We start from the raw sequence: 22937 nt of genomic DNA on the forward strand, positions 1-22937 counted from the left end.
CTGCGCTTCCTGACGGAACTGCTCCAATTCCTTCTCCAACTCCATGGACCACCTCCCTGGCGTGTGGCCAAGGGAGGTCTCATGAGAGGCCGGAGCCCGTCACGACGGGGCACGGCGAGGTCTTACAGAACTCCAGCGTACGCGTCCAGGCGAGCTTCGCGGCTTCGGGGTCGTAGCGCGGCGTCGTGTCGTTGTTGAACCCGTGCTGGGTTCCCGGATACGTGAATGCCTGGTACTTCGCCTTGTTCTTCTTCAGCGCTTCCTCGTACGGAGGGAAGCTCGAGTTGACGCGCTCGTCGTTCTCGGCGAGGTGGATCAGCAGCGGCGCTTTGATCTTCGCGACCTCTTCAGGCGCCGGTGAGGTGCCGTAGAAGGGCACGGACGCCGCGAGCTTGGGAATCCGCGTCGCGAGGATGTTCGCCATGGCTCCGCCGTAGCAGAAGCCGACCACGCCGACCTTCCCGGTCGAGTCCGGTCGCTTCGTCAGCCACTGGACGGCCGCGACGAAGTCTTCCCGCGTCTTCGCCTGGTCCAGCTTCGGGAAGAGCGCACGCGCCTCATCTTCGGTGCCGGGGTATCCGCCGAGCGGGAAGAGCGCGTCAGGCGCGAACGCCATGAAGTTCTCCAGCGCCAGCCGCCGCGTGATGTCCTCGATGTGCGGATTGAGGCCGCGGTTCTCATGGATGACGAGGATCGCGGGCAGCTTGCCCGTGGCCTTCGCCGGTCGAGCCAGGTAGCCCCGCATCTTGCCGTAGCCCTTCGGCGACTCGTACTCCGCGTACTCCGTTTTCAGCCGCGCGTCGTCCTTCGGCACCTGCTGCGCTTCGGCGAACTTTGGCGACAGCATGCCCAGCAACATGGCGGCGGTGACGCCACCGGCGGCAAAGCGCGCTGCCTTCTCGAGAAAGCCACGGCGATCGATGTCGCCATGCACGTACGCATCGAACAGGATGAGCAGGTCCTGGTCGAAGTCCTCGGCTCTCTTCATCTCGGCCATGGCGCCGCAGCGTATCACGCGGGTATGCCGACCCGTGACGCAGTCCCTGCCTGGCTCTGTTGAACTCAGCTACCATGCCGAGCGGCAGCCACCCTCGTCAGCCCTGGAGCACCCATGCTTCGAATTCTCAGCAGCATGCTGCTTGTCCTCACCCTGAGCGGCTGCGCGACGGCGCCTGCTCGCCAACCCGCCACCGCCCCGACCTCAGGAGCCGCACTCATGCGCCTCGGCAATTTTTCCGTCAGCCTCGCCGTCAAGGACCTCGCCGCCTCCCGCGCGTTCTACGAGAAGCTTGGCTTCAGGGTCTTCGGCGGTGACCAGGCCCAGAACTGGCTCATCATGCAGAACGAGACCAGCACCATCGGCCTCTTCCAGGGAATGTTCGACAAGAACATCCTGACGTTCAATCCGGGCTGGGACCGCAACGCCACTGCACTCGCCGACTTTGACGACGTCCGCGAGCTCCAGAAGACCCTCCAGGCCCGTGGCCTCACCCTCGCCTCCGCCGCCGACGAATCCTCCACCGGCCCCGCGAGCCTCATGCTCATCGATCCCGATGGCAACCCCATCCTGATTGATCAGCACGTCCCGAAGCCGGCGCGCTGAGGACGCGGTCGGCTGCATGCTCGGCGGCCCTCCTTCACCAGGGCCTGGCTTGCCACTGCCTCGGGAGCCAGCGCCCTGATAATTTCCCGGCGCCATGTCCGCTTCCCGTTCCTCCCCGGTGTACGCCGCCGAGGTAGGGGGCATCCTGCCCTCCGCGCGGGATGGGGCCCCCTCGGCCCATGAGGCCAGCTCCCCTGAGCGTCCCACCACCACCGTGGAGGGAAGCCTCGAGCGCATCACCTACGCCAACGAGGAGGCCGCCTGGAGCGTGGTGCGGGTGTTGCTCCCCGGTCGCAAGGAGCCCATCACCGCCGTGGGCAACCTCCTGGGCGCCCAGCCCGGCGAGTTCCTGCGCCTCACCGGCTCGTGGGTGCAGGACCGGAAGTACGGGGAACAGTTCCGCGTCGTCTCCTTCGCGACGGTGAAGCCGGCGACGCTGGTGGGCATCGAGAAGTACCTCGGCAGCGGGCTGGTGAAGGGCGTGGGCCCGGCGATGGCCAGGCGCCTGGTGCAGCACTTCGGCCTGGAGACGCTGGACATCATCGACTCGAAGCCCGAGCGGCTGGCGGAGGTGAAGGGCTTCGGGGAGAAGCGCCGCAAGCTCCTGCGCGAAACGTGGGCCGAGCAGCGCGACATCCGTCAGGTGATGGTCTTCCTGCAGTCCCACGAGGTGCCGGCCAGCTTCGCGGTGAAGGTCTACAAGCAGTACGGCGCCAGGGCGGTGGACGTGGTGCGGGACAATCCCTACCGGTTGGCCATCGACGTGTACGGCATCGGCTTTCGCACCGCCGACCGCATCGCCCGGTCGCTCGGCGTGCCTCCGGACTCGCCCAGGCGCGCCGAGGCGGGGGTGTTGCACGTGCTGCGCGAGTTCTCCGAGGACGGCCACCTCTACGCGCCGCGCGAGAAGCTCAGCGCGCGCACGGTGGAGATGCTGGAGGTGACGCCCGCGCTCGTGGAGGCGGCCATCACCCGGCTCGACGCCGCCGAGTACCTCGCCGTGGAGGGGGTCAACGCCCTGGCCCACCCCCGCCCCGAGGACGCCTGCGAGGCGGTCTACTTGAAGGCGCTGCACGTCTCGGAGATCGGCGTCGCCAACCTCCTCAGGGCGCTCGCCGCCTGGCCCGCGCGGCCCCTGGAGGTGGACGTGGAGCGGGCCGTCGCCTGGGCCGAGGCCCGCCAGGGCATCTCGCTGGCCCCCGAGCAGAAGGAGGCGGTGCGTCAGGCGATGGTGGCCAAGGTGCTGGTCATCACCGGCGGCCCGGGCACGGGGAAGACGACGCTGGTCAACGCGATCCTCTCCATCCTGGAGAAGAAGGACCGCCGGCTGTTGCTCGCGGCCCCCACGGGACGCGCGGCCAAGCGGATGGGGGAAGCGACGGGACGCGAGGCGGAGACCATCCACCGGCTGCTCGAGTACAACCCCCGCACCCACAGCTTCCAACGCGACCGGAACAACCCGCTCCAGGCCGACGTGCTGGTGCTCGATGAGGTGTCCATGGTGGACACCGTGCTGATGCTCAGCGTGCTCAAGGCGCTGCCGCCCCACTGCCAGCTGCTGCTCGTGGGGGACGTGGACCAGCTGCCCAGCGTGGGGCCGGGTAGCGTGCTCCAGGACATCATCGCCTCCGGGCATGTGCCGGTGGTGCGGCTCAAGCACATCTTCCGCCAGGCGCAGGCCAGCCTCATCATCACCAACGCGCACCGCATCAACCAGGGCGAGCTGCCCCAGGTGCCCCCCGCCGACGCGCTGGCCGACTTCTACTTCGTGGAGAAGGAGGAGCCCGAGGCCATCCTCGCGGCCGTCAAGACGCTGGTGAAGGAGCGCATTCCGCGCCGCTTCGGCCTGCACCCGGTGGACGAGGTGCAGGTGCTCGTGCCGATGAACCGGGGCCTCATTGGCACCGCGAGCCTCAACGCGGCGCTGCAGGAGCACCTGAACCCTTCCGGAGAGGAGCTCGTCCGGGGCAATCGGACCTTCCGGGTGGGCGACAAGGTGATGCAGGTGCGCAACAACTACGAGCTCAACGTCTTCAACGGGGACATCGGGCGGGTGGAGGTCATCGACCGCGAGGAGCAGGCGCTGGTGGTGCGCTACGACGGGCGACCGGTGGCCTACGCCTGGTCGGACCTCGATGAGCTGGTGCTCGCCTACGCCACCAGTGTGCACAAGTCGCAGGGCAGCGAGTACCCGTGTGTGGTGCTGCCCCTGCACACGCAGCACTACACGCTGCTGCAGCGCAACCTGCTCTACACCGGCGTGACGCGGGGCCGGAAGCTGGTGGTGCTGGTGGGAAGCAAGAAGGCGCTGGGGCTCGCGGTGCGAAATGGGGAAACCCAGAAGCGCTTCACGCGGCTCGCCGCGCGGCTGCGGGACTAGCGCCTCGCGTCGTCCTGCTCACCGACGCGGAACCACCGGTAGCCGTAGCCCTCCAGTGACAGCCGATGCACTCCGTCCTCCTGTGGGAAGGAGTGCTCGGTGGAGAGCACGTTGCCACGCAGCACGCTCTGCTACCCGCCAGGCTCGTCGCCCGTTACCTCAACAAACTCCTAGGGCGCGATAAGGGAGCACGCAACGTTGCGCGTCGCTGAAGCCGTGGCGCCCACGGAATCCGTGACGGTCAGTGTCACCTGGTTCAGCCTGCCGATGGTGCAGGACCCGTCGATTCGTGTGTTCGAGGGGCCCGTGGCGACGTGGGTGATGGAGACGTATTGGTTGCCCGTCCAAGAGTAAGCGTAAGGAGGCGTCCCTCCATTGGCTCCCCCCGAACACCCGAAGAGGCCGTTCCCCTTGTTGGTGCAGAACGCGATGCCCGTGGTTAGCGTCGCCAATGCCTGCTCACTCTTCTGGAGCGTCTGCGTTTCCTCCAACTCGGAGGCTTCCTCCATTGGACCTCCACAGGCCACCGCGAAAAGGGACGCCGCGAACATCGCCGGAAGTTGGACACCCAGAAAATGCTTCATGGACTGCCTCCGATGAGAAGAGAAAGAGGCGGAAGAGTAGCACAAGGCGTGTTGCTGGTTCGTGACGCATGGTGCGAATGCCTGCAGCCGCACCGGAGGCTCATTTCTTGCGCTGTGGGTAGATCGTCTCGCCGCGCTCGAGCATCGCGACCAGGGTCTCGATCTTCTTCTTCCGCCCGGCTTCGGTCTTCAGGTTGTGGATCCGGAAGGCCAGGGCGAACCGGTTCTGCGCGCTGAGCTTTTCGAACATGGTCTTCGCTTTGGGCTTGGCATCGATCGCGGCTTGAAGATCGTCGGGGATCTTCATGTCCTTGCCGCTTCCGTAGGCGCGATCCCAACGGCCGTCAGCCTTGGCGGCATCGACGGCCTCGAGCCCGTGCGGGGTCATCCGGCCTTCCTTGATGAGTCGGGCGACGTTGTCGACGTTGATCTGGCTCCAGATGCTCTTCTTTCCGCGCGGCGTATACCGTTGCAGAAAGCTCTTGTCGTCGAACCCCTTGCGCACCCCGTCGATCCAGCCCCAACAGAGCACCACGTCAATGGCCTCCTTGGGGGTGATCGATCGGAGCCCTGAATCCACTTTGTGAATCTTGATCCAGAGCTCGTCTTCCTTGTCGTGGTGCTTGCCGAGCCACTTGTAGAAGCTCTCGGCATCCTTGAACTCACGGACCTTTTCAGCCCGAACCTGGACGGGTGCCATCAGTCTGCCTTTCGCTCTGTGCGGGCCGTCGTACCTTCTGAACCAGCGGTGGTTTGCCAGCGACTGACGAGGTCCCGAACTGCCTGAGGCCATTCGGGAAACTCGAACGTGAAACCCGCTGCATGCAGGCGGCCAGGAACCACACGGCGACTCTTCAATAGCAGCTCCGTATCCGTTCGCATGAAGAAGGCGCCGATCTCCAACATCCACTTCGTCGCGGGCAGCCCGAGCCCCACTCCCGCCGCTGCACGAAGCTCCGCCATGAAGTCGCGCTGGGGAAGGGGATTCGGCGAGACCAGGTTGACCGGTCCCTCGAATTCCTCGTGCTCCAGCAGGAACTGGACGGCGCGGACGAAGTCGCGGTCGTGGATCCAGGAGACGAACTGGCGACCACCGGCCGCCGCGCCCCCCAGCCGCCGGCGTGTGAGCCCCAGGAGCACGTCGAAGATGCCATCCCGGTCCGGGCTCATCACCATCGCGGTGCGGAGCGCGACCTTGCGTGTGTGCGGGGTGTTTGCCTCTCGCTGCGCCTCTTCCCAGGCTTTCGCGATGTCGACGCTCACCCGCCAGTAACTGGGAGCATCTGGTTCGTCGCCGCCGAGCTGGCCCGTCGCCTCGTCGTTCGGGGCTTCGAAGCGGTGCGCGTAGACGGTCGCCGTGCTCATCTGCAGCCACACCCGGGGCGGGCGCTGAGCCTGAGCGATGGCCTGGCCCACCACGCGCGTCGAGTCCACGCGTGAGTCCTTCATCGCCCGCAGGTTCTCCTGTGTATAGCGGCAGTTCACGCTCCTCCCGGCCAGGTTGATGACGGCGTCGGCTCCGTCCAACTCCAGGGCCCACGCGCCGAGAGTGCGGCCGTCCCAATGCACGGTGCGCGCCTCTCCCTTGCCGCTCCGGCTGAGAATGACGACGTCATGTCCCTGCGCGAGAAACGCGCGGGCGAGCAAGGTGCCCACCTGCCCTGTGCCTCCAGGAATCACGATCTTCATGGGTCCTCCCAAGTGTCGGCAGGCTCTTCGCGGTGACGAGGGGGTTAGAAGAACCCGTCGAATACTCGCCAGGAACTCGCCCCGCCGATAGCCGTCTTATTCGGGAAGGAGGCCGCCCGGTACAGCGTGGTGTCGCGCTTCACGTTGCCGAACAGCAGCTTCACCTTGCCGCTTCCGTGCGAGCTCACCGCGAGCCCCTGGTTCGCCAGCAGTCCTGAGAAGCACTGGCTGGCGATGAGCTTCCACGTCGAGCCGTTCTGCGAGCCATACCCCGAGGCGCACGTCTGCGCCCCGTCGTACTGCACCGTGAGGCGCAGGAAGGTGAGGCTCTCCTGGTCCACCGTGTCCGCCGGGAGAATGTCCACCTCCGCCGCGGTCGAGGCGCCACTCGTGCTGGTGCGGTACTGGACGCGCAGCTTGTGGTTGTCCGCCGCTCGGCAGATGGCGAAGTAGCGCGCCGTGGCCGTGGTGCCCGCTCGCACCATCAGGCACCCCTTGGCCCACTCATCCACGTGGCTGTTGGGCGTCGACACCGAGGCCGTCCACGTCGTCGTGGTCACCGCGCTGTTGCTCTCGTGCGCGAACAGGAAGCTGTCGCTCGAGGACCAGATGTCACCCGAGTCCACCTCGACGCCCAAGCTGTCCACCGCCTCCTGGTTGCTCGCGCAGGGCCAGCCCTCCAGGCACTGGAAGGGCCAGCCCAGGCCATTGTGCGTCACCGCCCACGGATCCATGTGGTAGCTCACCTTGTCCGTGGCCACGTGGTGGGTGTTGAGCGAGACCGCCCGGCTCCAGGACGTCGTGTCATTCACTCCCCACACCCGGCCAATGAAGTTGGCCAGGTGGACGTCCGTGGACAGGGGAGCGTAGGTATTCTCCATGTTGAAGAAGACGGCGTACTGCCGAGTGCCAATGCCCGAGGTGCTCTTCAGATCCGGAGCGATGAAGGCCACGCGGCTGGTGGCCGTCGTGCCGTTGGAGACATAGGTGTTGAGCTTGCTCGTGGACGAGGAGACGTCCCCACCGGTGAGGACGAAGACGAAGCGGCCCCGCAGCGCCGTGTGGGTGGGCCAGGTGCAGGCGCCCGTCAGCGCCGCCTGCAGGCTGCTGACTCCCGGGCACGCCGCCATCACGTCCGAGGGCTTGAAGAGCCACGCGGACGGCAGGTGCGTGGTGATGCGCGCATCCAGGTCCTGAGGCAGGCGCCCCGTCTCGAAGGGGTCCTTGAGATCCACCCACACCGTCACCACCTCGTGGTTCGGGTTGGCGAGGTGGAAGGCGCGCAGTTCCTCCAGGCAGTCCGAGAGCCGGTGGCAGGTGGTCTCCGGCTCGTTGTCGTCGTGGTAGACGAACCAGTTGCCCGCTGTCTTGGACCAGCCGCTCTTGCCGGTGTGGATGTCGAACTCGAGCGAGCGGATGCGGTGGTAGACGAGCTGGTCGAGCACCGCCTCATGGCGCTGGTACGAGTTGTGGGACGACTTCTGGCGCAGCTCGTTGTAGGCGGGTTGGGCGTGGGCGGAGGGGACGAGCGCGAACGATGCCAGCAGCGCGAGCAGCAGGGGGGCGCGAAGCGTCATGGCCGGGGCTTTCGTGAGGGAGGGGGCCCTCCACCTTGCAGGAGAGCCACACCCCGAGGGAAGCCCCTCCGCGTCAGAACCGACCGACGAGTCCGCAATGCCCCCAGTCTAGGGGATGGCCCCGGGCGCCTGACGCGCTCCTACTGGAAGTCGCCCCGGGCGCGGCTCTCGAAGCGAGTGAACTCCGAGAGGAACACCAGCGGGACCGAGCCGACGGGGCCGTTACGCTGCTTGGCGATGATCAGCTCCACGGGGATGACGGAGCTCGCGCGCTGCTCACCGCCCCCTTCGCCTTCCTCTGGCTCCTCGCGGTGGATGAACATCACCACGTCCGCGTCCTGCTCGATGGAGCCCGACTCACGCAGGTCGCTGAGCATGGGCTGGCCGCCCTTGCGCTCCTCCACCTTACGGTTGAGCTGGCTGAGGGCGATCACCGGCACCTCCAACTCCTTGGCCAGCTGCTTGAGGCTGCGGGAGATCTCGCTCACCTCCAACTGGCGGCTCTCCACCTTGCCCTTCTGGTGCATCAGCTGGAGGTAGTCGATGACGATCAGCGACAGCCGGGGATCCTTCTGCTTGAGCCGCCGCGCCTTGGCGCGCAGGTCGAAGGGCGACAGGCCGCCAGAGTCGTCGATGTAGATGGGGGCGTTGTAGAGCTCGCCGGCCATCTCCTGGAATTTCTCCTCGTCGTTCGCCGTGAGCCGGCCGCCGCGCAGCTTCTTCATGTCCACGCGCGCGCTCGAGGCCAGCAGACGCATCAGCAGCTGGTCGGCGGGCATTTCCAGGCTGAAGATGGCCACCGCCTTGGGGTCCTCTTTGTTGAGGGCCGCGTGCATGGCGATGTTCATCACCAGCGACGTCTTTCCGATACCCGGGCGCGCCGCCAGGATGATGAGCTCGCCGGCGTGCAGACCCGTCAGCTGCATGTCCAGGTCCACGAAGCCGGTGGACAGGCCCGTCACGCCCGAGGCCGAGGCCTTCATCTTGTCGAGCAGAGTCAGCGTCTGCTCCATCAGCTCGCTGACGGCCCGAAGGTCTCCCTCGCGGCGCTTCTCGGCCAGGTTGAACAGCCGGCGCTCGGACTCATCGAGGATGACCTCGACGTCGCCCGTCTCCTGGCTGGCCATCTCCACGATTTCGCGGCCCACCGCCACCAGCCGCCGCCGCAGCGCCTGATCCTTGACGATGTTGGCGTACTGGACGGCGTTGTGCGCCAGGGGCACGCCCTGGTCCAGGGCCATCAGGTAGGCCGGACCGCCCACCGTGGCCAGGTGCCCCGCCAGCTTCAGCTCCTCCGCGAGCGTCAGGTGGTCCACCTGGCGCTGGGTGGAGTCCAGCTTGAGCATCGCGGCGAAGATGGCCGAGTGGGCCGGGCTGGCGAAGTCGTCCGGGTGGACGGCCTCCGCCACGCTGGCGATCAGCGTGTTGTCGGCCAGCACCGCGCCGAGCACCGCGCGCTCCGCGGCGAGATCCTCGTGGACCCGCCGGCCTTCACGACCATCGAGGACGTTCGTCATGAGAGTGCTCACAGTTTACTGGGAGGACTGACAGGGGTGAATCCGCCCCCCCGTATGGGTTCCCTGCCTGCTCCCTCCGGAGCCTGCTTCGAGCCGGCAACCCACGCAAAAAAACAGGGCCGCCCGGGTGTCCGGACGGCCCTGAAGCTACGGTGAGGTGCGATACCTTCGCCTACTCGGCGACGACGTCGACCTTGATCTTGGCAGCCACATCGCGGTGCAGGCGCAGCTCCACCTCGTGCGTGCCCACCGTCTTGATGGGCTCGGGCAGGTGCAGACCGCGACGATCCACCTGCTGGCCCTGGGAGGCCAGCGCCTCGGCGATGTCCAGCGCGGTGACGGAGCCGAACAGCTTGTCCTGCTCGCCGACCTTGCGCTTGATGGTGACCTTGATGGAGCCCAGCTTCTTGGCGGTCTCCTCGGCGGCGCCCTTCAGCTTGGCGTTGCGCGCGGAGATGACGCCCTTCTCGTGCTCGAGCTGGCGGATGTTCTGCTCGTTGGCGAGCACCGCCTTCTTGCGCGGAAGCAGGTAGTTGCGGCCGAAGCCGTCCTTGACGGTGACGAGCTCGCCGGACTTGCCGAGACCGTCGATGTCCTCACGAAGAATGACCTTCATGTGATTTCTCCGAAATTCGGACGGGGCGAACTAGCCCACCATCGCGTTGTAGGGGAGGAGCGCCAGGCCGCGGGCGCGCTTGATGGCCACCGCCACCTCGCGCTGGTGCTTGGCGCAGTTGCCGGAGATGCGGCGGGGGATGATCTTGCCGCGCTCCGTGACGAAGTACTTCAGGGTCGCCTGATCCTTGAAGTCCACCTTGGTGTTGCGCTCGGCGCAGAAGCGGCAGACCTTCTTGCGGCCAAAGCCGCGCCCGCCGCGCTTGTCGTCGTCGCCGCCCATGCCGCGATCGCCCCGGTCGCCACCGCGGTCCCGATCGCCACCGCGATCGCCGCGATCACCACCGCCGAAGCCACCGCGACCACCGCCGCCGCCACCACCACCGAAACCACCCGCGGAGCGCGCGCCTCCCGAGGGAGCCGTCTTGTTATCCGTACCGTTCATGAGTGTTCTTGTCCTCGAACTCGAAAGGGTTCGTGGAAGACCGGAGGGCCGTTAGGCCTCCTCGGCGGTCTCCTCCTCGGTGTCGCCGCCCTCGTCGGAAGCCTCGCCACGGAAGCCACCGGACTCGCGCTCGGCGCTCGCCCCCGGACGCGTCTCCTCGACGTCGCCGGCCATCTTCACGTCCTCGAGCACCGGACGGGACTCGGGGTCCACCTCGTCCGCGATCTTCACGGACAGGTAGCGCGTCACCTCGTCGAGGTTGCGCAGGTTGCGCTCCACCTCGGCCACCAGCTTCGAGTCACCCAGGAAGTGGGTATGCACGTAGATGGCGCGGGGCTGCTTGGCGATGGGGTAGAGCGTCTTCTTCTTGCCCCACACCGTGAAGCGAATCACCTTGCCACCCTCACGGCTGACGATGCCGCGGACGCGCTCCTTGATGCGGTCCACGTTGTCGTCGGTGAGGTCCGGCTTGACCAGGAAGATGGTCTCGTACTCACGAAGCCGCGCCGCGGCCTGTGTCTCAGCCATGTTTTCTCTCCCCTTGGGGTCGAGTGCCCTCCGGCCAATCCGGAGAGCGGGGAAACGGTCAGCCGACCCAGGGGGCCGTCCGCCGGGAACGAGAAAAAACCGCGCGCCCGTCACCTTCGCGCTTCGTCCCGTGCGGAACACGGGAAGATGGAAAAGAACATCCCCCACCACCCGGGGGCGGTAGGGAAGGGGCCTTCTACGGGGGGCCTCCCCCCAAGTCAAGGCGGGAGGCGGCCTGGTTGCCTGCCCGCTGGGGGAGGGCGGTGCCCAGGAGCCATCACATCCGGAGACCACCGCACTCAAGCCCTGGCGACACAGCGCCCGGGGCTCTCCCGGCGCCCGTTGCATCCACGGCCCATTTCCCGAGGTCTCCCATGGCTGTTTCCAAGCGTTCTTCCGGTTCCAAGCGGTCCTCTGCCTCCAAGTCCACGCGTCGCGCGAAGCCCGCCGTGGGCGCCGAGGCCCTGGGGCTGCAACTGCCCGCCGACGTTGGCCTGAAGCTGTCGGCGATCCGGCTCAACACGGTCGACTCCGCCAAGGATGAGGTACGCACGCTGGGGCTCCAGCGGGCACAGGTGGCGCCCAGCGTCGCCAACCTCTTCCAGTCCTCGCAGGTGCGCGCCCTCAACTTCACCCGAGGGGTGATCGCCAACTGGCGCGACGATTCGGAGGCCGAGCAAGAGTCCGAGCCGCTGATCCAGTGGGCCCACCAGGCTGGGCCCGAGCAGCGGCGGATGATGAGCCGCGCCTTCCGGCTGCAGGGCAAGGGGGCCCTGGTCATCCACAACATTGGAGGCATGCCCCAGGAGGACGCCCGCACCTTCATGAAGGACTACTTCGAGGCCGGCGGCGACCTGGACGACGTCGCCGAGTGGTTCCAGCGGGCCGGCCACGTCCTGCGGACCGAGCGCGCCCAGGCCCCGGGTGTCGAGTTCCTCGGCGCGATTGGCGACTGGTTCAAGGGCGCCGTGAAGACGGTGGGGGATGCGCTCTCGGCGGCGGGCAAGTCCCTGGGTGACGCCATCGGCAAGGTGGTCGACTGGACCACCGACAAGATCTCCGACTTCGTCGAGGGGCTCATCGCCGCTGGCCGCAAGGTGGCGGAGATCCTCACCGAGGCCGCCAAGAAGGGCGCCGCCACCGTGCGCAAGTTCGTCCGGGGCATCCTCGACGCGGGGCGCTCGCTCACCGAGGTGCTCGCCTGGGCCGCGAAGCAGGTGGCCAACACCGTCAAGGACGTGGTGGACGAGGTCATCAAGGCGGGCCGGCGGGTGGCGCAGATCGTCTCGGCGGTGGCCAACCAGGTCTCCTCGGTCATCCATGCCACCCTCAAGGCGCTCGTCCAGCTCGGCAGGCAGGTGCGGGAGATCGTCGACGCCGCGGTGAATCTGGCCGCCGGAGCCCTGGAGCAGATCTTCAAGGGGCTCCAGCTCGCCGGCAAGAAGCTGACCGAGGTCGTCCAAGGCATCGTCCACCTCGCTGGGCAGACGCTGAAGCGGATGGTGGAGGGCCTCTACAAGGTCTTCCGGACCGCCGCGGACATCGTGGTGGCCTTCATGAAGGACCAGCTCAGCACCATCCGCATGGTGCTGGAGGGGCTGCTGGCGGCGGGGCTCCAGCTGGGGCAGGCGGTGACCGACATCGTCACCCACGTGGCCGAGCAGTTCCGAAAGGGCTTCTTCCAGGGGCTCATCGCCCTGGGCAAGAGCCCCGTCCTCATCATGAAGGCGGCGCTGGAGACGGCCGGAGGGGTAGCGGGCCTGGCCTTCGCCACGCTGCTGGACGTGATCGGCGGGCACCGGGAGCTGACGGCCGAGGAGAAGCGGCAGGCTCGACGGGTGTACGGCGACGTCATCGAACTGAGCCGGGTGAAGGTCGCCGTCGCCTCGCTGCCCTCGGACCTCGTCAACCTGGTCAATGGGGGGCGGCCGTTCACGACGATGTACGTCATCAACTTCGCCTCGTCGGCGGAGATCGACATGAAGACGCTCATCCACGAGCTGGCGCACGTGTGGCAGGGCGTCACCTCGGGCCCGGTCTACATGGTCCAGGCCATCGAGGGGCAGCTCAGCAGCGAGGGCTACACGGTGACCGATGACATGCTCCGCGAGCGCGGCAATGACCTGAAGAAGTTCAACCGCGAGCAGCAGGCCGTCATCGCCGAGGAGTTCTGGTACGAGGAGTTCGGCCAGCACGAGGCGGCCTACCGCCGCCTGGAGAGCGTCGGCCTGGACGTGGAGCTGCTGCGGCCCTACGCCCAGCACTTCAAGGCCACTCGGCCCATCGTCAGCTTCCCCGTGCCGAAGCTGCCCATCCCGGCCATTCCGATCGCCAAGCTGCCGCGCCTGTCGCCCATCCGCGTCCCAGCCATGGAGGCGGCCCGCACGGCGCGGCGCCCCTCGGCGAAGCGGAAGACCCAGCGTCGGACGACGCGGCGCCAGGCGCGGTAACGCCCACGGCAGGAGAGGGGCTCAGGCCCGGCGGTTGAAGCGGTTCATCGCCGTGGCCAGCCCTTCGCGGGCCCAGACCTCCGCCATGTCCGAGGCCCGGCCGATGTGCTCCTCGAGCTGACGCCGCTCGCCGTCGTCGAAGTTGGAGAGCACGTAGCCCGCCACGCGCTCCTTGGCATTGGGCCCTTCCGGCTTGCCGATGCCGAAGCGCAGCCGGATGAAGCTGTCCGCGCCCAGGCTCTGCACCGAGCTCTTCAGCCCGTTGTGCCCGCCCGTGCCTCCGCCCGCCTTGAGCTGCAGCCGCCCGAAGGGCAGGTCCAGCTCGTCGTGGATGACGAGAATGTCCTCCACCGCCACCTTGTAGAAGCGCGCCGCCTCCGCCAGCGAGCGGCCCGACAGGTTCATGTACGTCTGCGGCTCCACGAAGAGGATGCGCTCGCTGCCCAGCGTGCCCTGGCCCACCCGCGCCTGGAACTTCTCCTGGTTCAGCTCCGCCCGCGCCCGCGACAGCAGCGCCTCCACCACCATGAACCCGATGTTGTGCCGGTGGCGCTCGTACTCGCGCCCGGGATTGCCCAGCCCGCAGATCAGCTTCATGCAAGGCTCCTAAAACAAACGGGGCCGGCCCCGAGAGGCCAGCCCCGCTCCGGATGAACCGGTGGAAGACTACTTCTTCGCCGGGGCCTTGGCCTGGCCCGCGGCCGCCTTGGCATCGCCCGCCTTGGCGTCGCCCGCCTTGGCCTCGCCCGCCTTGCCCGCCGCAGGAGCCGCAGCGCCCGCCGCCGGAGCTGCCGCCGCCGCAGCAGCCGCAGCAGCCGCCACGCCCGCGTCCTCGCGCTCGGGCGCGCTGAGCACCGCCAGCGTGTAGTTGACGTTCGTCTTCACCGACACGCCCTCGGGGAGCTTGATGTCGTTGATGTGGAGCGCCGTGGCGATCTTCAGGTGGGTGACGTCCGCCTCGATCTTCTCCGGGATGGCCTGCGGCAGCGCCCAGACCTCGAGCTCGCGGCGAGCCTGGGTGAGCAGACCGCCGTCGGCCACGCCGATGGCCTTGCCCGTGAGCACCAGCGGCACGTTCACCTTGACCTTCTCGTCGTCCTTCACCGCGATGAAGTCCGCGTGGAGGATCTCACGCGTCACCGGGTCCATCTGGAAGTCCTTCAGCAGCACCTGGTGCGAGGCGCCATCCAGCTTCAGGGTGATGAGGGTGTTGAGCTTGTGCGGGGTGTTGATGGACTGCCGCACGGACTTCGGCTCCACCGCGATGTGGACCGGCGCCTTCAGGTGCTTGCCGTACACCACCGCCGGGACCAGGCCCTGGCCACGCAGCTTGCGCGCCGCGCCCTTGCCCGCGCCTTCACGGCCCTTCACTTCCAGGGTGCTCTTGTCGACTGCCATGGGAATTCCTCGTTCAGGTACTGCGAGTGTCCGCCTGGCGGCCTGGCGCCCTCGGCATCCCGCCCCAATGGCGGGCCCCGAAGACGGCGCCTCTTCGAGGCCACCGGGTGGAGTGGGGTGGCACATGCCAGCGCGCGGGCGCGGAGTCAAGCCGCCCGCCAACCAGGCGCGTGCCTAGACGAACAGCGAGCTGAGCGAATCGGCTCGGTGAATGCGGGCGATCGCCTCGCCAAAGAGCCGCTCGGTGGTCAGCACCCGGATCTTCCCGTTCGCCTGCGCGGCGGGCGACAGGGGCACCGTGTCGGTGAACACCACCTCTTCCAGCACCGAGTCCTGGATGCGCTGGAGCGCCGGCCCGGAGAGGATGGGGTGGACCGCGTAGGCCACCACCCGGCGCGCGCCCTTGTCCATCAGCGCCGCGGCCGCCTGGGCCAGCGTGCCGGCGGTGTCGACCATGTCGTCCACCAGCACGGTGTCCTTGCCCTTCACGTCGCCGATGAGGTTCATCACCTCGGAGGCGTTGGCCCGCGGGCGCCGCTTGTCGATGATGGCCAGCCCCGTGTTGAGCCGCTTGGAGTAGGCGCGCGCGCGCTCGACACCGCCCGCGTCCGGCGAGACGATTACCAAGTCCTGCGTGTCCGGGAAGCGCTTGCGCAGATCCTCCAGGAACACCGGCGAGCCGTAGAGGTGATCCGAGGGGATGTTGAAGAAGCCCTGGATCTGCCCGGCGTGCATATCCATGGACACCACGCGCGTGGCCCCCGCCACCTCCAGCAGATCCGCGATCAGCTTGGCGGTGATGGGCGTGCGCGGGGCCACCTTCCGGTCCTGCCGCGCGTACCCGTAATAGGGGATGACCGCGTTGATCGAGCTGGCGCTCGCCCGCTTGAGCGCGTCGCAGAAGATCAGCAGCTCCATCAGGTGATCATTCGCCGGCGGGCACGTGGACTGGATGATGAAGACATCGTGCCCGCGCACGTTCTCGCCGATCTCGACCTGGATCTCTCCATCCGAGAACCGGCCCACCTGGGCTTTGCCCAGGGGACGCTTGAGGTAGTCGCAGATCCGATGGGCCAGCCCCGGGTTGGAGCTGCCCGTGAACACCTTGAAGTCGCGCGCGTGCTGCATGCGGGCGCTACTAGCGTGACCGCGCCCGCAAGGGAAGCGCCTTAGTCGGCCTCGGCGGCCATCAAGGTATTCGACATGACATGTCCGGTGGACATGTGTCGCTCGTACTCCGAGAGGATGACCCGCTCCATCTCGCTGCGCGTGTCCGCGTTCAGCGGGTGAGCGATGTCCTTGTAGGTACCGTCCTTGCGCTTCTTCGCCGGCATGGCGATGAAGAGCCCGGACGCACCATGGATAACCTTGAGATCGCGGATGACGAAACAGTGATCCAGGGTGATGGTCACGTAGGCTTTGAGCTTATCCTCTTCGACCGGAAACACCCTGACGTCGGTGATGTTCATGTGGCCCCCCACCAGAACCCGAAAGAACGGTGTTGGCGGGAAGCCTGGGTCAGAGCGACCCGAAAATGCAAGCCCCTAAGTCACAGGACGTCCTACGTCTGTCAGACGAGGTGGGGCCACTGCCGCAGCAAGTGGGCCAGAAACGCCAGGTGGTACACATTGATGACCGCGTAGATGAGGGCGCCGGCGCGGATGGCCAGGCGGCTGGCGCGCATTCCCCGGTGCAGGCACAGGAGCGTCATCCCCGCGTTGACGATGATGAGCTTGGCCACCATGAAGAGCAGCGGCGAGAACTCGTAGGCTGCCCGCATCAGCGGGTTGAGCTCCTCGGCCACGTCCATCTGCAGGAAAGTGAGCGTAAAGAGCCCATCCAGCAGGTTGAGTACCAGCAGGGCCACGGATGCTGGAGACATGTAGAAGGAACCCAGAACCGGCCAGAAACCCCGACGCTGCTGCTGTATCGTCGCCGCCACCCGTCGCCTCCCAGAAGAGCTGCCTGGGCGGACTCCTTTCAAGAGCCTTGCCAACCCCGGCGGGTGAGGCGACGAGGGCAGCCGGCCGGGCACCGCGGCGGGTCCTCAGAGGCGGATCAGGACGCACGCCGTCATTGACTCCGTGGGGAGCGTGACGGAGTATCCGCGCGCTTTCCGCCCCCGCGGCCAGAGACCCCTCCTTGCACCAATTCCCCAAAGATATCGGGTGGATAGAGGTCATCTGCGGATCGATGTTCTCCGGCAAGACGGAGGAGTTGATCCGCCGCGTGAAGCGCGCCGTCTACGGCAAGCAGCGCGTCCAGGTCTTCAAACCGAAGCTCGATGCGCGCTACGACGAGACGCAGGTGGTGAGCCACTCGCAGCTCAAGCTCACCTCCACTCCCATCGATCGGGCTGAAGAAATTTTCTACCACCTGTCGACTGATACACAGGTAGTCGGTATCGACGAGGTACAGTTTTTCGGTAAAGAGGTGGTGCAGGTGTGCGAGGCGCTGGCGGGTAAGGGCCTGCGTGTCATCTGCGCGGGGCTGGACCAGGACTACCAGGGGCGTCCCTTCGAGCCGATGCCGCAGTTGTTGGCGGTGGCCGAGTACGTGACGAAGGAGCTCGCCATCTGTGTGGTGTGCGGCAACCCGGCCAACCGCTCGCAGCGGCTGGTGTCCAGCGGGGAGCGGGTGGTGGTGGGGGCCTCGGAGTCCTATGAGGCGCGGTGCCGCAAGTGCCATGTGGCCGAGCCCACCGAGGCGACGCCTCCGCAGACGCTCAAGCTGTTCGACTGAAGACTCGAGGGAGCCGTCCCATGCGTGACACGCTGTATGCGAACGTCCCGTTCCGGCTGAACGAGCTGTCTCACCGGTATGGCCCGCAGGTACACCTGATAGGAAATCCGTTTCTCCTGTCGCAGCTGGCGACGCTGTGCGCCAAGGGCACGGTGCAGCCGCAGATCAACCGGCTGGTGGAGCTGCTCTACGCGGACCTGGTGAAGATGGTCATCAACGCGGAGTTCCCGCGGAAGATGGCCGCCCTGCCTACGCGCATGGTGGACTCGACGCCGCAGGGCATCTTCCAGGGCGAAGTGATTGACCCGAACACGCGCGTGGTGACGGTGAACATCGCCCGGGCGGGCACCCTGCCGTCGCAGGTGACGTATGACTTGATGAACGTGACGATGGATCCGGCGCTGGTGCGGCAGGACCACATCATCATGAGCCGGATGATCGACACGGAGCACACGGTGGTGGGCTCGAACATCGGCGGGGCGAAGATCGGCGGGGACGTGGATGACGCGTTCGTGCTGTTCCCGGATCCGATGGGCGCCACGGGCGGCAGCTTGTCGACGGCGATCTCGCTCTACAAGACGAAGGTGCCGGGCACGCCCCGGCGCATCCTCACGCTCAACCTCATCGTCACGCCGGAGTACCTGCGGCGGATGACGACGGAGCACCCGGACGTGACGATCTACGCGCTCCGGCTGGACCGAGGGCTGTCTCCGCCGGAGGTGTTCGGCACCGAGCCGGGCACGTTCTGGGACAAGGAGCGGGGCCTGGATGACCGGCAGTACATCGTCCCCGGTGGCGGCGGCTTCGGGGAGATCATGAACAACGCCTACGTGTAGAGGACGAGCCGTGGCTTTCTACGAGAACGAAGTCGGCATCTTCATCACCGAGGAGAAGGTCCAGGCGCGCGTGCGCGAGCTGGGGGCGGAGATCACCCGCGATTACCAGGGCAAGGACCTGACGCTGGTGTGCGTGCTGAAGGGCTCGACCTTCTTCGCGATGGACCTGGCGCGCTGCATCGACCTGCCGCTGACGATGGAGTTCCTCGGGGTGTCCTCGTACCAGGGCGGGACGGAGACGACGGGCGAGGTGCGCATCACCTCGGACGTGAGCAAGCCGATGGCGGGCAAGCACCTGCTCATCATCGAGGACATCATCGACACGGGCCTGACGATGAGCTTCCTGCTGGAGAACCTGCGGGCCCGGCACCCGGCGTCGCTGAAGGTGGCCTCGCTGCTGGAGAAGCCGGCGCGGGCCCGGACGAAGATCGACATCGACTACAAGGGCTTCGTCATCGACGACGTGTTCGTCGTGGGCTACGGGCTCGACTACGCGGAGAAGTACCGGAACCTGTCCTTCATCGGGCGGATGAAGGGCAAATAGGGCGGATGACCCGCTACACGGTTCTGTTCGAGCCCACCTTCCATCCGCGAGTCGAAGTGGAGGTGGCGTTCGCGCCGGAAGGGGAGTGGGTCCGAATCCAGACCGAGGGCCGCGAGGAGCGGGTACGGCTCTCTGTCGAGCAAGGCGTGCGCTTCCTGGAGGCCATGGAGGCCCTTGCCCCGGAGCACATCCTGGATGGCAGGGAAGGGGGCATCGATGGATGCACCTTCTCGTGCGCCGTTTCGCCCGAGTGGGGGAAGCGGCACACGTTCAGGGCCTGGTGCCCGGGGCCGGAGAAGTCACCCCAGCAGCACGCGTTCATCTCCCTGGTGCATCTGCTCGCGCTGGAGGTGACTCGGGAGCCGACGACGGCCGCGCTGCTCAAGCAGCTTCGCGGCTATTACGGCGGCTCCTGAGCGAGGCGAGGGGCTTCAGAACGCGGCGTCGAGCACCACGTCGTTCGCCGCGCCCACGCCCACCGCCACCTGGTAGGAGCTCACGCGACGCTCGAAGAAGTTCGTGAGCTCCTGCACATCCTGCAGGTCCATGAACGACAGCGAGTTCTTCACCCGGTAGATCGGCGACATCCCCAGCATCATCAGCCGCTGGTCCGCCACGTACTCCAGGTACTGCCGCATCTCCTGCACCGACAGGCCCGCCACGCCTCCGCTCAGTAGGTCCTGTGCGAACAACGTCTCGCACTCCACCGCCTCGCGCACCATCTCGATGACGTCCGCCTGCATCCGCGCATCGAACAGGTCCGGCTCTTCCTTCCGCGCGACCTTGATCGCCTCGAACGCGAACGCCATGTGCGCGCTCTCGTCCCGGAACACCCAGTTCGTCCCCGCCGCCAGCCCGTTCAGCAGTCCCTTGCTCCGCAGGAAGTACACGTACGCGAACGCCGCGAAGAAGAAGAGCCCCTCGATGCACCCCGCGAAGCAGATGAGGTTCAGCAGGAACCGCCGCCGATCCTCCTTCGTCTTCAGCTCCGTCAGGTCATTGATGGAGTCCATCCACTTCAGGCAGAAGCGCGCCTTGCGCTGGATCGACGGGATGTTGTCGATCGCCGCGAACGCCTTCGCCCGATCCGCCGGATCCGGCACGTACGTGTCCAGCAGCGTCAGGTAGAACTGCACGTGAAGCGCCTCCTCGTACAGCTGGCGCGACAGGTACATCCGCGCCTCCGGCGCGTTCACGTGCTTGTAGAGGTTCAACACCAGGTTGTTCCCCACGATCGAGTCACCCGTCGCGAAGAATGCCACCAGCCGGTGGATCAGGTGCCGCTCCGCCTCCGTCATCTTGCTGCGCAGGTCCACCAGATCCGTGGAGAAGTCCACCTCCTCCACCGTCCAGGTGTTCTTGATCGCGTTCCGGTACATCTCGAAGAACGCGGGGTAGGACATCGGGCGGAGCGTCAGGTTCATCCCTGGATCCAGCAGCATCGTCGGCTTCCTCTGTGACTCGGGTATCGCGTTGAAAGGGAGGGGAGGGGACCTACAGACCTACTGGCAGGCTTCGCACATCTCCGGGTTCTCCAGAGAGCACGCCACCGCCTCGGCCTCCGTGTACGTAGCCGCCGCAGGGGTCGCCGTCACCGCCGGCGTTGGAACTTGGGGAGCCGCCTGAGCCATCGGCATGTTCGGCGTCGCCGTGGCGCTCTCGCCCATCGTCGTACCCACCGTCGCCTTGGCGATCCGCGTCGCCGGGCGAGAGCGCATGTAGTACGTCGTCTTCAGCCCCTTCTGCCACGCGTAGAAGTACATCGAGGACAGCTTCCCGATGTTCGGCGCCTCCACGAACAGGTTCAGCGACTGGCTCTGATCGATGAACGCCCCGCGGTCGGCCGCCATGTCGATCAGCGAGCGCATCGGCAGCTCCCACGCCGTCCGGTAGATGGCCCTCAGCTCCGCCGGCAGCTCCGTGAGCTCCTGCACGCTGCCCTCCGACAGCTTCAGCCGCGAGCGCATCGACTCGTTCCACAGCCCCAGCGCCTGCAGCTCCCGCACCAGGTACTTGTTCACCTGCAGGAAGTCGCCCGACAGCGTCTCGCGCTTGAACAGGTTCGACACCTGCGGCTCGATGCACTCGTAGCAGCCCGCGATCGACGCGATCGTCGCCGTGGGAGCAATCGCGATCATCAGCGAGTTGCGCAGCCCCGTCTTCTTCACGCGATCACGCAGCGCATCCCACCGCGCCGTGTCCTCCGGCACCACGCCCCACGCGTCGAACTGCAGCTCGCCCCGCGCCGCCCGCGTCTCCGGGAACGCCAGGTGCGGACCGCTCTGCTCCGCCAGGTCGCACGAGGCGTTCATCGCCGCGTAGTAGATCTCCTCCGAGACCTTCTTCGACAGCGCCCGAGCCTCCGGCGCGTCGAACGGCAGCCGCAGCTGGAAGAACACGTCCTGCAGCCCCATCAGGCCCAGGCCCACCGGACGCCAGCGCCGGTTGGACTCCGCCGCCGTCGAGATGGGGTAGTAGTTCAGGTCGATCACCCGGTCGAGCTGCCGGATCGCCAGCGCCACGTTCGCCCGCAGCCGGTCGAAGTCGAACTTCCCGTCCGCCACCATCCGACCCAGGTTCAGCGAGCCCAGGTTGCACACCGCCGTCTCCGAGGCGTTCGTCACCTCGAGGATCTCCGTGCAGAGGTTCGACAGGTGGATGACGTTGCCGTCCTTCGACGTCTGGTTGCTCTTGCGGTTGCTGATGTCCTTGAAGGTCATCCAGCCGTTGCCCGTCTGCGCCAGCGTCTTCATCATCCGCGCATACAGGTCGCGCGCCTTCACCTTGCGCAGCGCCAGCCCCTTCGCCTCCGCCTCCGCGTACGCCCGCTCGAACGCCTCGCCGTACAGGTCCGTCAGGTGTGGCACCGACTTCGGATCGAACAGCGACCACTCGCCGTCCGCCTCCACCCGCCGCATGAACAGGTCCGGCACCCAGTTGGCCAGGTTCAGGTTGTGCGTGCGCCGCGCCTCGTCACCCGTGTTGTCCCGCAGCTCGAGGAAGTCCTCGATGTCCGCGTGCCACGTCTCCAGGTACACGCAGCACGCGCCCTTGCGCTTGCCGCCCTGGTTCACCGCCGCCACCGACGCGTCCAGCGTCTTCAGCCACGGGACGATGCCGTTCGAGTGCCCGTTCGTGGACCGGATCAGCGAGCCGCGCGCCCGCACCCGGTGGTACGCCACGCCGATGCCGCCCGAGAACTTCGAGAGCATCGCCACGTCCGTGTACTTCTTGTAGATGGCCTCCAGGTCGTCCGTCGGCGAGTCCAGCAGGAAGCAGCTCGAGAGCTGCTCGTGCCGCGTGCCCGCGTTGAACAGCGTGGGTGAGCTGGGCAGGTACTCCAGCGAGCTGAACAGCCGGTACAGCTCGATGGCGTCCTTCGCCGAATCCGTCAGCGCGCAGGCCACGCGCAGGAAGAAGTCCTGCGGCGTCTCGATGACCTCGCGCGTCTGCGGGTTCTTCAGCAGGTAGCGGTCGTACACCGTGCGCAGGCCGAAGTACTCGAACAGGTCGTTGCGCGACGGGTCGATCGCCGCGTTGAGCTTGCGCGCGTTGGTCTGCACGAACTGCAGCAACCGGTCCGCGATCAGCCCGTGCTTGTGCCCCGCCGCCACCGACTGCGAGAAGGAGTGGATCTCCTGGTTGCTGACCTCCTTCTGCATGTACGTGGCCAGCAGTCGCGCCGACAGCTTCGCGTACTCGGGCTCCTCGACGATGAGCGCCGCCGCCGTCTGGATGGACAGCCGGTCCAGCTCCTTCGTCGTCGCCCCGTCGTACAGCCCGCTGATGGTCTTCGTGGCCACCCGCAGCGAGTCCACCCGCGTCAGCCCCGCACAGCAGCGGCCCACGGCCCGGACGATCTTGTTCAGGTCCACCGGCTCCGCGCTGCCGTTGCGCTTGCGCACCCGCATCATGGTGGGCGCCAGCTCGTTGGCCGGCGTCTGCGGCGCTTCGGTCGTCATGGAGGGAGGCAGGGTGGGAGAAGCGGGCTTCGCGGGGATTTCGACGGTCACGAGAGGCACACTCCAC

The 22937-nt window shown here is 66.9% G+C and carries 24 protein-coding genes; 8 read left to right on the top strand and 16 right to left on the bottom strand.

Annotated elements, in window-relative coordinates:
* Positions 1 to 79: 79 nt before the first annotated feature.
* The gene (locus tag SYV04_RS43235; protein WP_321551990.1) at positions 80 to 997 is read right to left on the bottom strand and encodes a dienelactone hydrolase family protein; all 918 of its coding nucleotides are present in this window, start codon (positions 995 to 997) and stop codon (positions 80 to 82) included.
* Positions 998 to 1111: 114 nt separating this feature from the next.
* Between SYV04_RS43235 and SYV04_RS43240 the strand changes: the two genes are divergently transcribed.
* Both SYV04_RS43240 and recD2 read left to right on the top strand, forming a co-directional pair.
* On the top strand, positions 1112 to 1603 hold the full coding sequence (locus tag SYV04_RS43240; RefSeq protein WP_321551991.1) for a VOC family protein: 492 nt from the start codon (positions 1112 to 1114) through the stop codon (positions 1601 to 1603).
* Positions 1604 to 1697: 94 nt separating this feature from the next.
* Positions 1698 to 3983, top strand: coding sequence for an SF1B family DNA helicase RecD2 (recD2, locus tag SYV04_RS43245; protein WP_321551992.1), 2286 nt, complete (start codon positions 1698 to 1700; stop codon positions 3981 to 3983).
* On the opposite strand, the gene SYV04_RS43250 is transcribed toward recD2, so the two are convergent.
* Positions 3980 to 4108, bottom strand: a complete 129-nt coding sequence (locus SYV04_RS43250) for a hypothetical protein (protein ID WP_321551993.1) — start codon at positions 4106 to 4108, stop codon at positions 3980 to 3982. The genes recD2 and SYV04_RS43250 overlap by 4 nt on opposite strands.
* Positions 4109 to 4181: 73 nt before the next feature.
* On the opposite strand from SYV04_RS43250, the gene SYV04_RS43255 reads away from it, so the two are divergent.
* A complete protein-coding gene (locus SYV04_RS43255) occupies positions 4182 to 4337 on the top strand; it encodes a hypothetical protein (RefSeq protein ID WP_321551994.1) in 156 nt (51 codons plus the stop codon).
* Positions 4338 to 4667: 330 nt separating this feature from the next.
* Here SYV04_RS43255 and SYV04_RS43260 read toward each other — a convergent pair whose 3' ends face one another.
* From SYV04_RS43260 to rpsF, 7 genes are all read right to left on the bottom strand, one after another.
* Positions 4668 to 5267 (bottom strand): YdeI/OmpD-associated family protein, encoded by a 600-nt coding sequence (locus SYV04_RS43260; protein WP_321551995.1) that lies wholly within the window; start codon positions 5265 to 5267, stop codon positions 4668 to 4670.
* Positions 5267 to 6256 carry a TIGR01777 family oxidoreductase gene (locus SYV04_RS43265; protein ID WP_321551996.1) on the bottom strand — a complete coding sequence of 330 codons (990 nt, stop codon included), beginning with the start codon at positions 6254 to 6256 and terminating at the stop codon, positions 5267 to 5269. The genes SYV04_RS43260 and SYV04_RS43265 overlap by 1 nt, the downstream gene beginning before the upstream one ends.
* A 44-nt stretch (positions 6257 to 6300) precedes the next feature.
* Positions 6301 to 7833, bottom strand: coding sequence for a Ca2+-dependent phosphoinositide-specific phospholipase C (locus tag SYV04_RS43270; protein WP_321551997.1), 1533 nt, complete (start codon positions 7831 to 7833; stop codon positions 6301 to 6303).
* Positions 7834 to 7973: 140 nt separating this feature from the next.
* On the bottom strand, positions 7974 to 9350 hold the full coding sequence (gene dnaB / locus SYV04_RS43275) for a replicative DNA helicase (RefSeq protein WP_321551998.1): 1377 nt from the start codon (positions 9348 to 9350) through the stop codon (positions 7974 to 7976).
* Between the two features lie 172 nt (positions 9351 to 9522).
* On the bottom strand, positions 9523 to 9966 hold the full coding sequence (rplI, locus tag SYV04_RS43280; RefSeq protein ID WP_321551999.1) for a 50S ribosomal protein L9: 444 nt from the start codon (positions 9964 to 9966) through the stop codon (positions 9523 to 9525).
* A 30-nt stretch (positions 9967 to 9996) separates the two neighbouring features.
* Positions 9997 to 10410: a 30S ribosomal protein S18 gene (gene rpsR, locus SYV04_RS43285; RefSeq protein ID WP_321552000.1), complete on the bottom strand. Its 414-nt coding sequence runs from the start codon at positions 10408 to 10410 to the stop codon at positions 9997 to 9999.
* A gap of 51 nt (positions 10411 to 10461) precedes the next feature.
* Positions 10462 to 10938 (bottom strand): 30S ribosomal protein S6, encoded by a 477-nt coding sequence (gene rpsF, locus SYV04_RS43290; protein ID WP_321552001.1) that lies wholly within the window; start codon positions 10936 to 10938, stop codon positions 10462 to 10464.
* A gap of 374 nt (positions 10939 to 11312) precedes the next feature.
* Between rpsF and SYV04_RS43295 the strand changes: the two genes are divergently transcribed.
* On the top strand, positions 11313 to 13388 hold the full coding sequence (locus SYV04_RS43295) for a phage tail family protein (RefSeq protein ID WP_321552002.1): 2076 nt from the start codon (positions 11313 to 11315) through the stop codon (positions 13386 to 13388).
* A 21-nt stretch (positions 13389 to 13409) separates the two neighbouring features.
* Here the strand turns inward: SYV04_RS43295 and pth are convergent, their stop codons facing one another.
* The 5 genes from pth to SYV04_RS43320 form a co-directional block, all read right to left on the bottom strand.
* Positions 13410 to 13985 (bottom strand): aminoacyl-tRNA hydrolase, encoded by a 576-nt coding sequence (gene pth, locus SYV04_RS43300; protein WP_321552003.1) that lies wholly within the window; start codon positions 13983 to 13985, stop codon positions 13410 to 13412.
* 69 nt (positions 13986 to 14054) lie between these two features.
* The gene (locus SYV04_RS43305; RefSeq protein ID WP_321552004.1) at positions 14055 to 14786 is read right to left on the bottom strand and encodes a 50S ribosomal protein L25/general stress protein Ctc; all 732 of its coding nucleotides are present in this window, start codon (positions 14784 to 14786) and stop codon (positions 14055 to 14057) included.
* Between the two features lie 174 nt (positions 14787 to 14960).
* Positions 14961 to 15914, bottom strand: coding sequence for a ribose-phosphate pyrophosphokinase (locus tag SYV04_RS43310; RefSeq protein ID WP_321552005.1), 954 nt, complete (start codon positions 15912 to 15914; stop codon positions 14961 to 14963).
* Between the two features lie 41 nt (positions 15915 to 15955).
* The gene (spoVG, locus tag SYV04_RS43315) at positions 15956 to 16255 is read right to left on the bottom strand and encodes a septation regulator SpoVG (protein ID WP_321552006.1); all 300 of its coding nucleotides are present in this window, start codon (positions 16253 to 16255) and stop codon (positions 15956 to 15958) included.
* A gap of 101 nt (positions 16256 to 16356) precedes the next feature.
* The gene (locus SYV04_RS43320; protein ID WP_321552007.1) at positions 16357 to 16668 is read right to left on the bottom strand and encodes a DUF5658 family protein; all 312 of its coding nucleotides are present in this window, start codon (positions 16666 to 16668) and stop codon (positions 16357 to 16359) included.
* 260 nt (positions 16669 to 16928) lie between these two features.
* Between SYV04_RS43320 and SYV04_RS43325 the strand changes: the two genes are divergently transcribed.
* From SYV04_RS43325 to SYV04_RS43340, 4 genes are read left to right on the top strand one after another with little or no spacing between them, the layout of a single operon-like run.
* Positions 16929 to 17528 carry a thymidine kinase gene (locus SYV04_RS43325; protein WP_321552008.1) on the top strand — a complete coding sequence of 200 codons (600 nt, stop codon included), beginning with the start codon at positions 16929 to 16931 and terminating at the stop codon, positions 17526 to 17528.
* Positions 17529 to 17548: 20 nt separating this feature from the next.
* Positions 17549 to 18364, top strand: coding sequence for a uracil phosphoribosyltransferase (locus SYV04_RS43330; RefSeq protein WP_321552009.1), 816 nt, complete (start codon positions 17549 to 17551; stop codon positions 18362 to 18364).
* Positions 18365 to 18374: 10 nt separating this feature from the next.
* Positions 18375 to 18908 (top strand): hypoxanthine phosphoribosyltransferase, encoded by a 534-nt coding sequence (gene hpt / locus SYV04_RS43335; RefSeq protein WP_321552010.1) that lies wholly within the window; start codon positions 18375 to 18377, stop codon positions 18906 to 18908.
* A 5-nt stretch (positions 18909 to 18913) separates the two neighbouring features.
* A complete protein-coding gene (locus SYV04_RS43340) occupies positions 18914 to 19324 on the top strand; it encodes a hypothetical protein (protein ID WP_321552011.1) in 411 nt (136 codons plus the stop codon).
* A 15-nt stretch (positions 19325 to 19339) separates the two neighbouring features.
* On the opposite strand, the gene SYV04_RS43345 is transcribed toward SYV04_RS43340, so the two are convergent.
* Together SYV04_RS43345 and SYV04_RS43350 are read right to left on the bottom strand one after the other, a co-directional pair.
* Entirely contained in the window at positions 19340 to 20350 is a 1011-nt protein-coding gene (locus tag SYV04_RS43345) for a ribonucleotide-diphosphate reductase subunit beta (protein WP_321552012.1), read from the bottom strand.
* Positions 20351 to 20410: 60 nt separating this feature from the next.
* Positions 20411 to 22870 carry a ribonucleoside-diphosphate reductase subunit alpha gene (locus SYV04_RS43350; RefSeq protein ID WP_321552030.1) on the bottom strand — a complete coding sequence of 820 codons (2460 nt, stop codon included), beginning with the start codon at positions 22868 to 22870 and terminating at the stop codon, positions 20411 to 20413.
* Positions 22871 to 22937 lie beyond the last annotated feature (67 nt).

This window comes from Hyalangium ruber (assembly GCF_034259325.1).
GTDB lineage: Bacteria > Myxococcota > Myxococcia > Myxococcales > Myxococcaceae > Hyalangium_A > Hyalangium_A rubrum.

Coding starts and splice junctions, on each gene's coding strand:
- SYV04_RS43235 (WP_321551990.1), bottom strand. CDS start 997: ATGGCCGAGATGAAGAGAGCCGAGGACTTCGACCAGGACCTGCTCATC.
- SYV04_RS43240 (WP_321551991.1), top strand. CDS start 1,112: ATGCTTCGAATTCTCAGCAGCATGCTGCTTGTCCTCACCCTGAGCGGC.
- recD2 (WP_321551992.1), top strand. CDS start 1,698: ATGTCCGCTTCCCGTTCCTCCCCGGTGTACGCCGCCGAGGTAGGGGGC.
- SYV04_RS43260 (WP_321551995.1), bottom strand. CDS start 5,267: ATGGCACCCGTCCAGGTTCGGGCTGAAAAGGTCCGTGAGTTCAAGGAT.
- SYV04_RS43265 (WP_321551996.1), bottom strand. CDS start 6,256: ATGAAGATCGTGATTCCTGGAGGCACAGGGCAGGTGGGCACCTTGCTC.
- SYV04_RS43270 (WP_321551997.1), bottom strand. CDS start 7,833: ATGACGCTTCGCGCCCCCCTGCTGCTCGCGCTGCTGGCATCGTTCGCG.
- dnaB (WP_321551998.1), bottom strand. CDS start 9,350: ATGACGAACGTCCTCGATGGTCGTGAAGGCCGGCGGGTCCACGAGGAT.
- rplI (WP_321551999.1), bottom strand. CDS start 9,966: ATGAAGGTCATTCTTCGTGAGGACATCGACGGTCTCGGCAAGTCCGGC.
- rpsR (WP_321552000.1), bottom strand. CDS start 10,410: ATGAACGGTACGGATAACAAGACGGCTCCCTCGGGAGGCGCGCGCTCC.
- rpsF (WP_321552001.1), bottom strand. CDS start 10,938: ATGGCTGAGACACAGGCCGCGGCGCGGCTTCGTGAGTACGAGACCATC.
- SYV04_RS43295 (WP_321552002.1), top strand. CDS start 11,313: ATGGCTGTTTCCAAGCGTTCTTCCGGTTCCAAGCGGTCCTCTGCCTCC.
- pth (WP_321552003.1), bottom strand. CDS start 13,985: ATGAAGCTGATCTGCGGGCTGGGCAATCCCGGGCGCGAGTACGAGCGC.
- SYV04_RS43305 (WP_321552004.1), bottom strand. CDS start 14,786: ATGGCAGTCGACAAGAGCACCCTGGAAGTGAAGGGCCGTGAAGGCGCG.
- SYV04_RS43310 (WP_321552005.1), bottom strand. CDS start 15,914: ATGCAGCACGCGCGCGACTTCAAGGTGTTCACGGGCAGCTCCAACCCG.
- spoVG (WP_321552006.1), bottom strand. CDS start 16,255: ATGAACATCACCGACGTCAGGGTGTTTCCGGTCGAAGAGGATAAGCTC.
- SYV04_RS43320 (WP_321552007.1), bottom strand. CDS start 16,668: ATGTCTCCAGCATCCGTGGCCCTGCTGGTACTCAACCTGCTGGATGGG.
- SYV04_RS43330 (WP_321552009.1), top strand. CDS start 17,549: ATGCGTGACACGCTGTATGCGAACGTCCCGTTCCGGCTGAACGAGCTG.
- SYV04_RS43340 (WP_321552011.1), top strand. CDS start 18,914: ATGACCCGCTACACGGTTCTGTTCGAGCCCACCTTCCATCCGCGAGTC.
- SYV04_RS43345 (WP_321552012.1), bottom strand. CDS start 20,350: ATGCTGCTGGATCCAGGGATGAACCTGACGCTCCGCCCGATGTCCTAC.
- SYV04_RS43350 (WP_321552030.1), bottom strand. CDS start 22,870: ATGACGACCGAAGCGCCGCAGACGCCGGCCAACGAGCTGGCGCCCACC.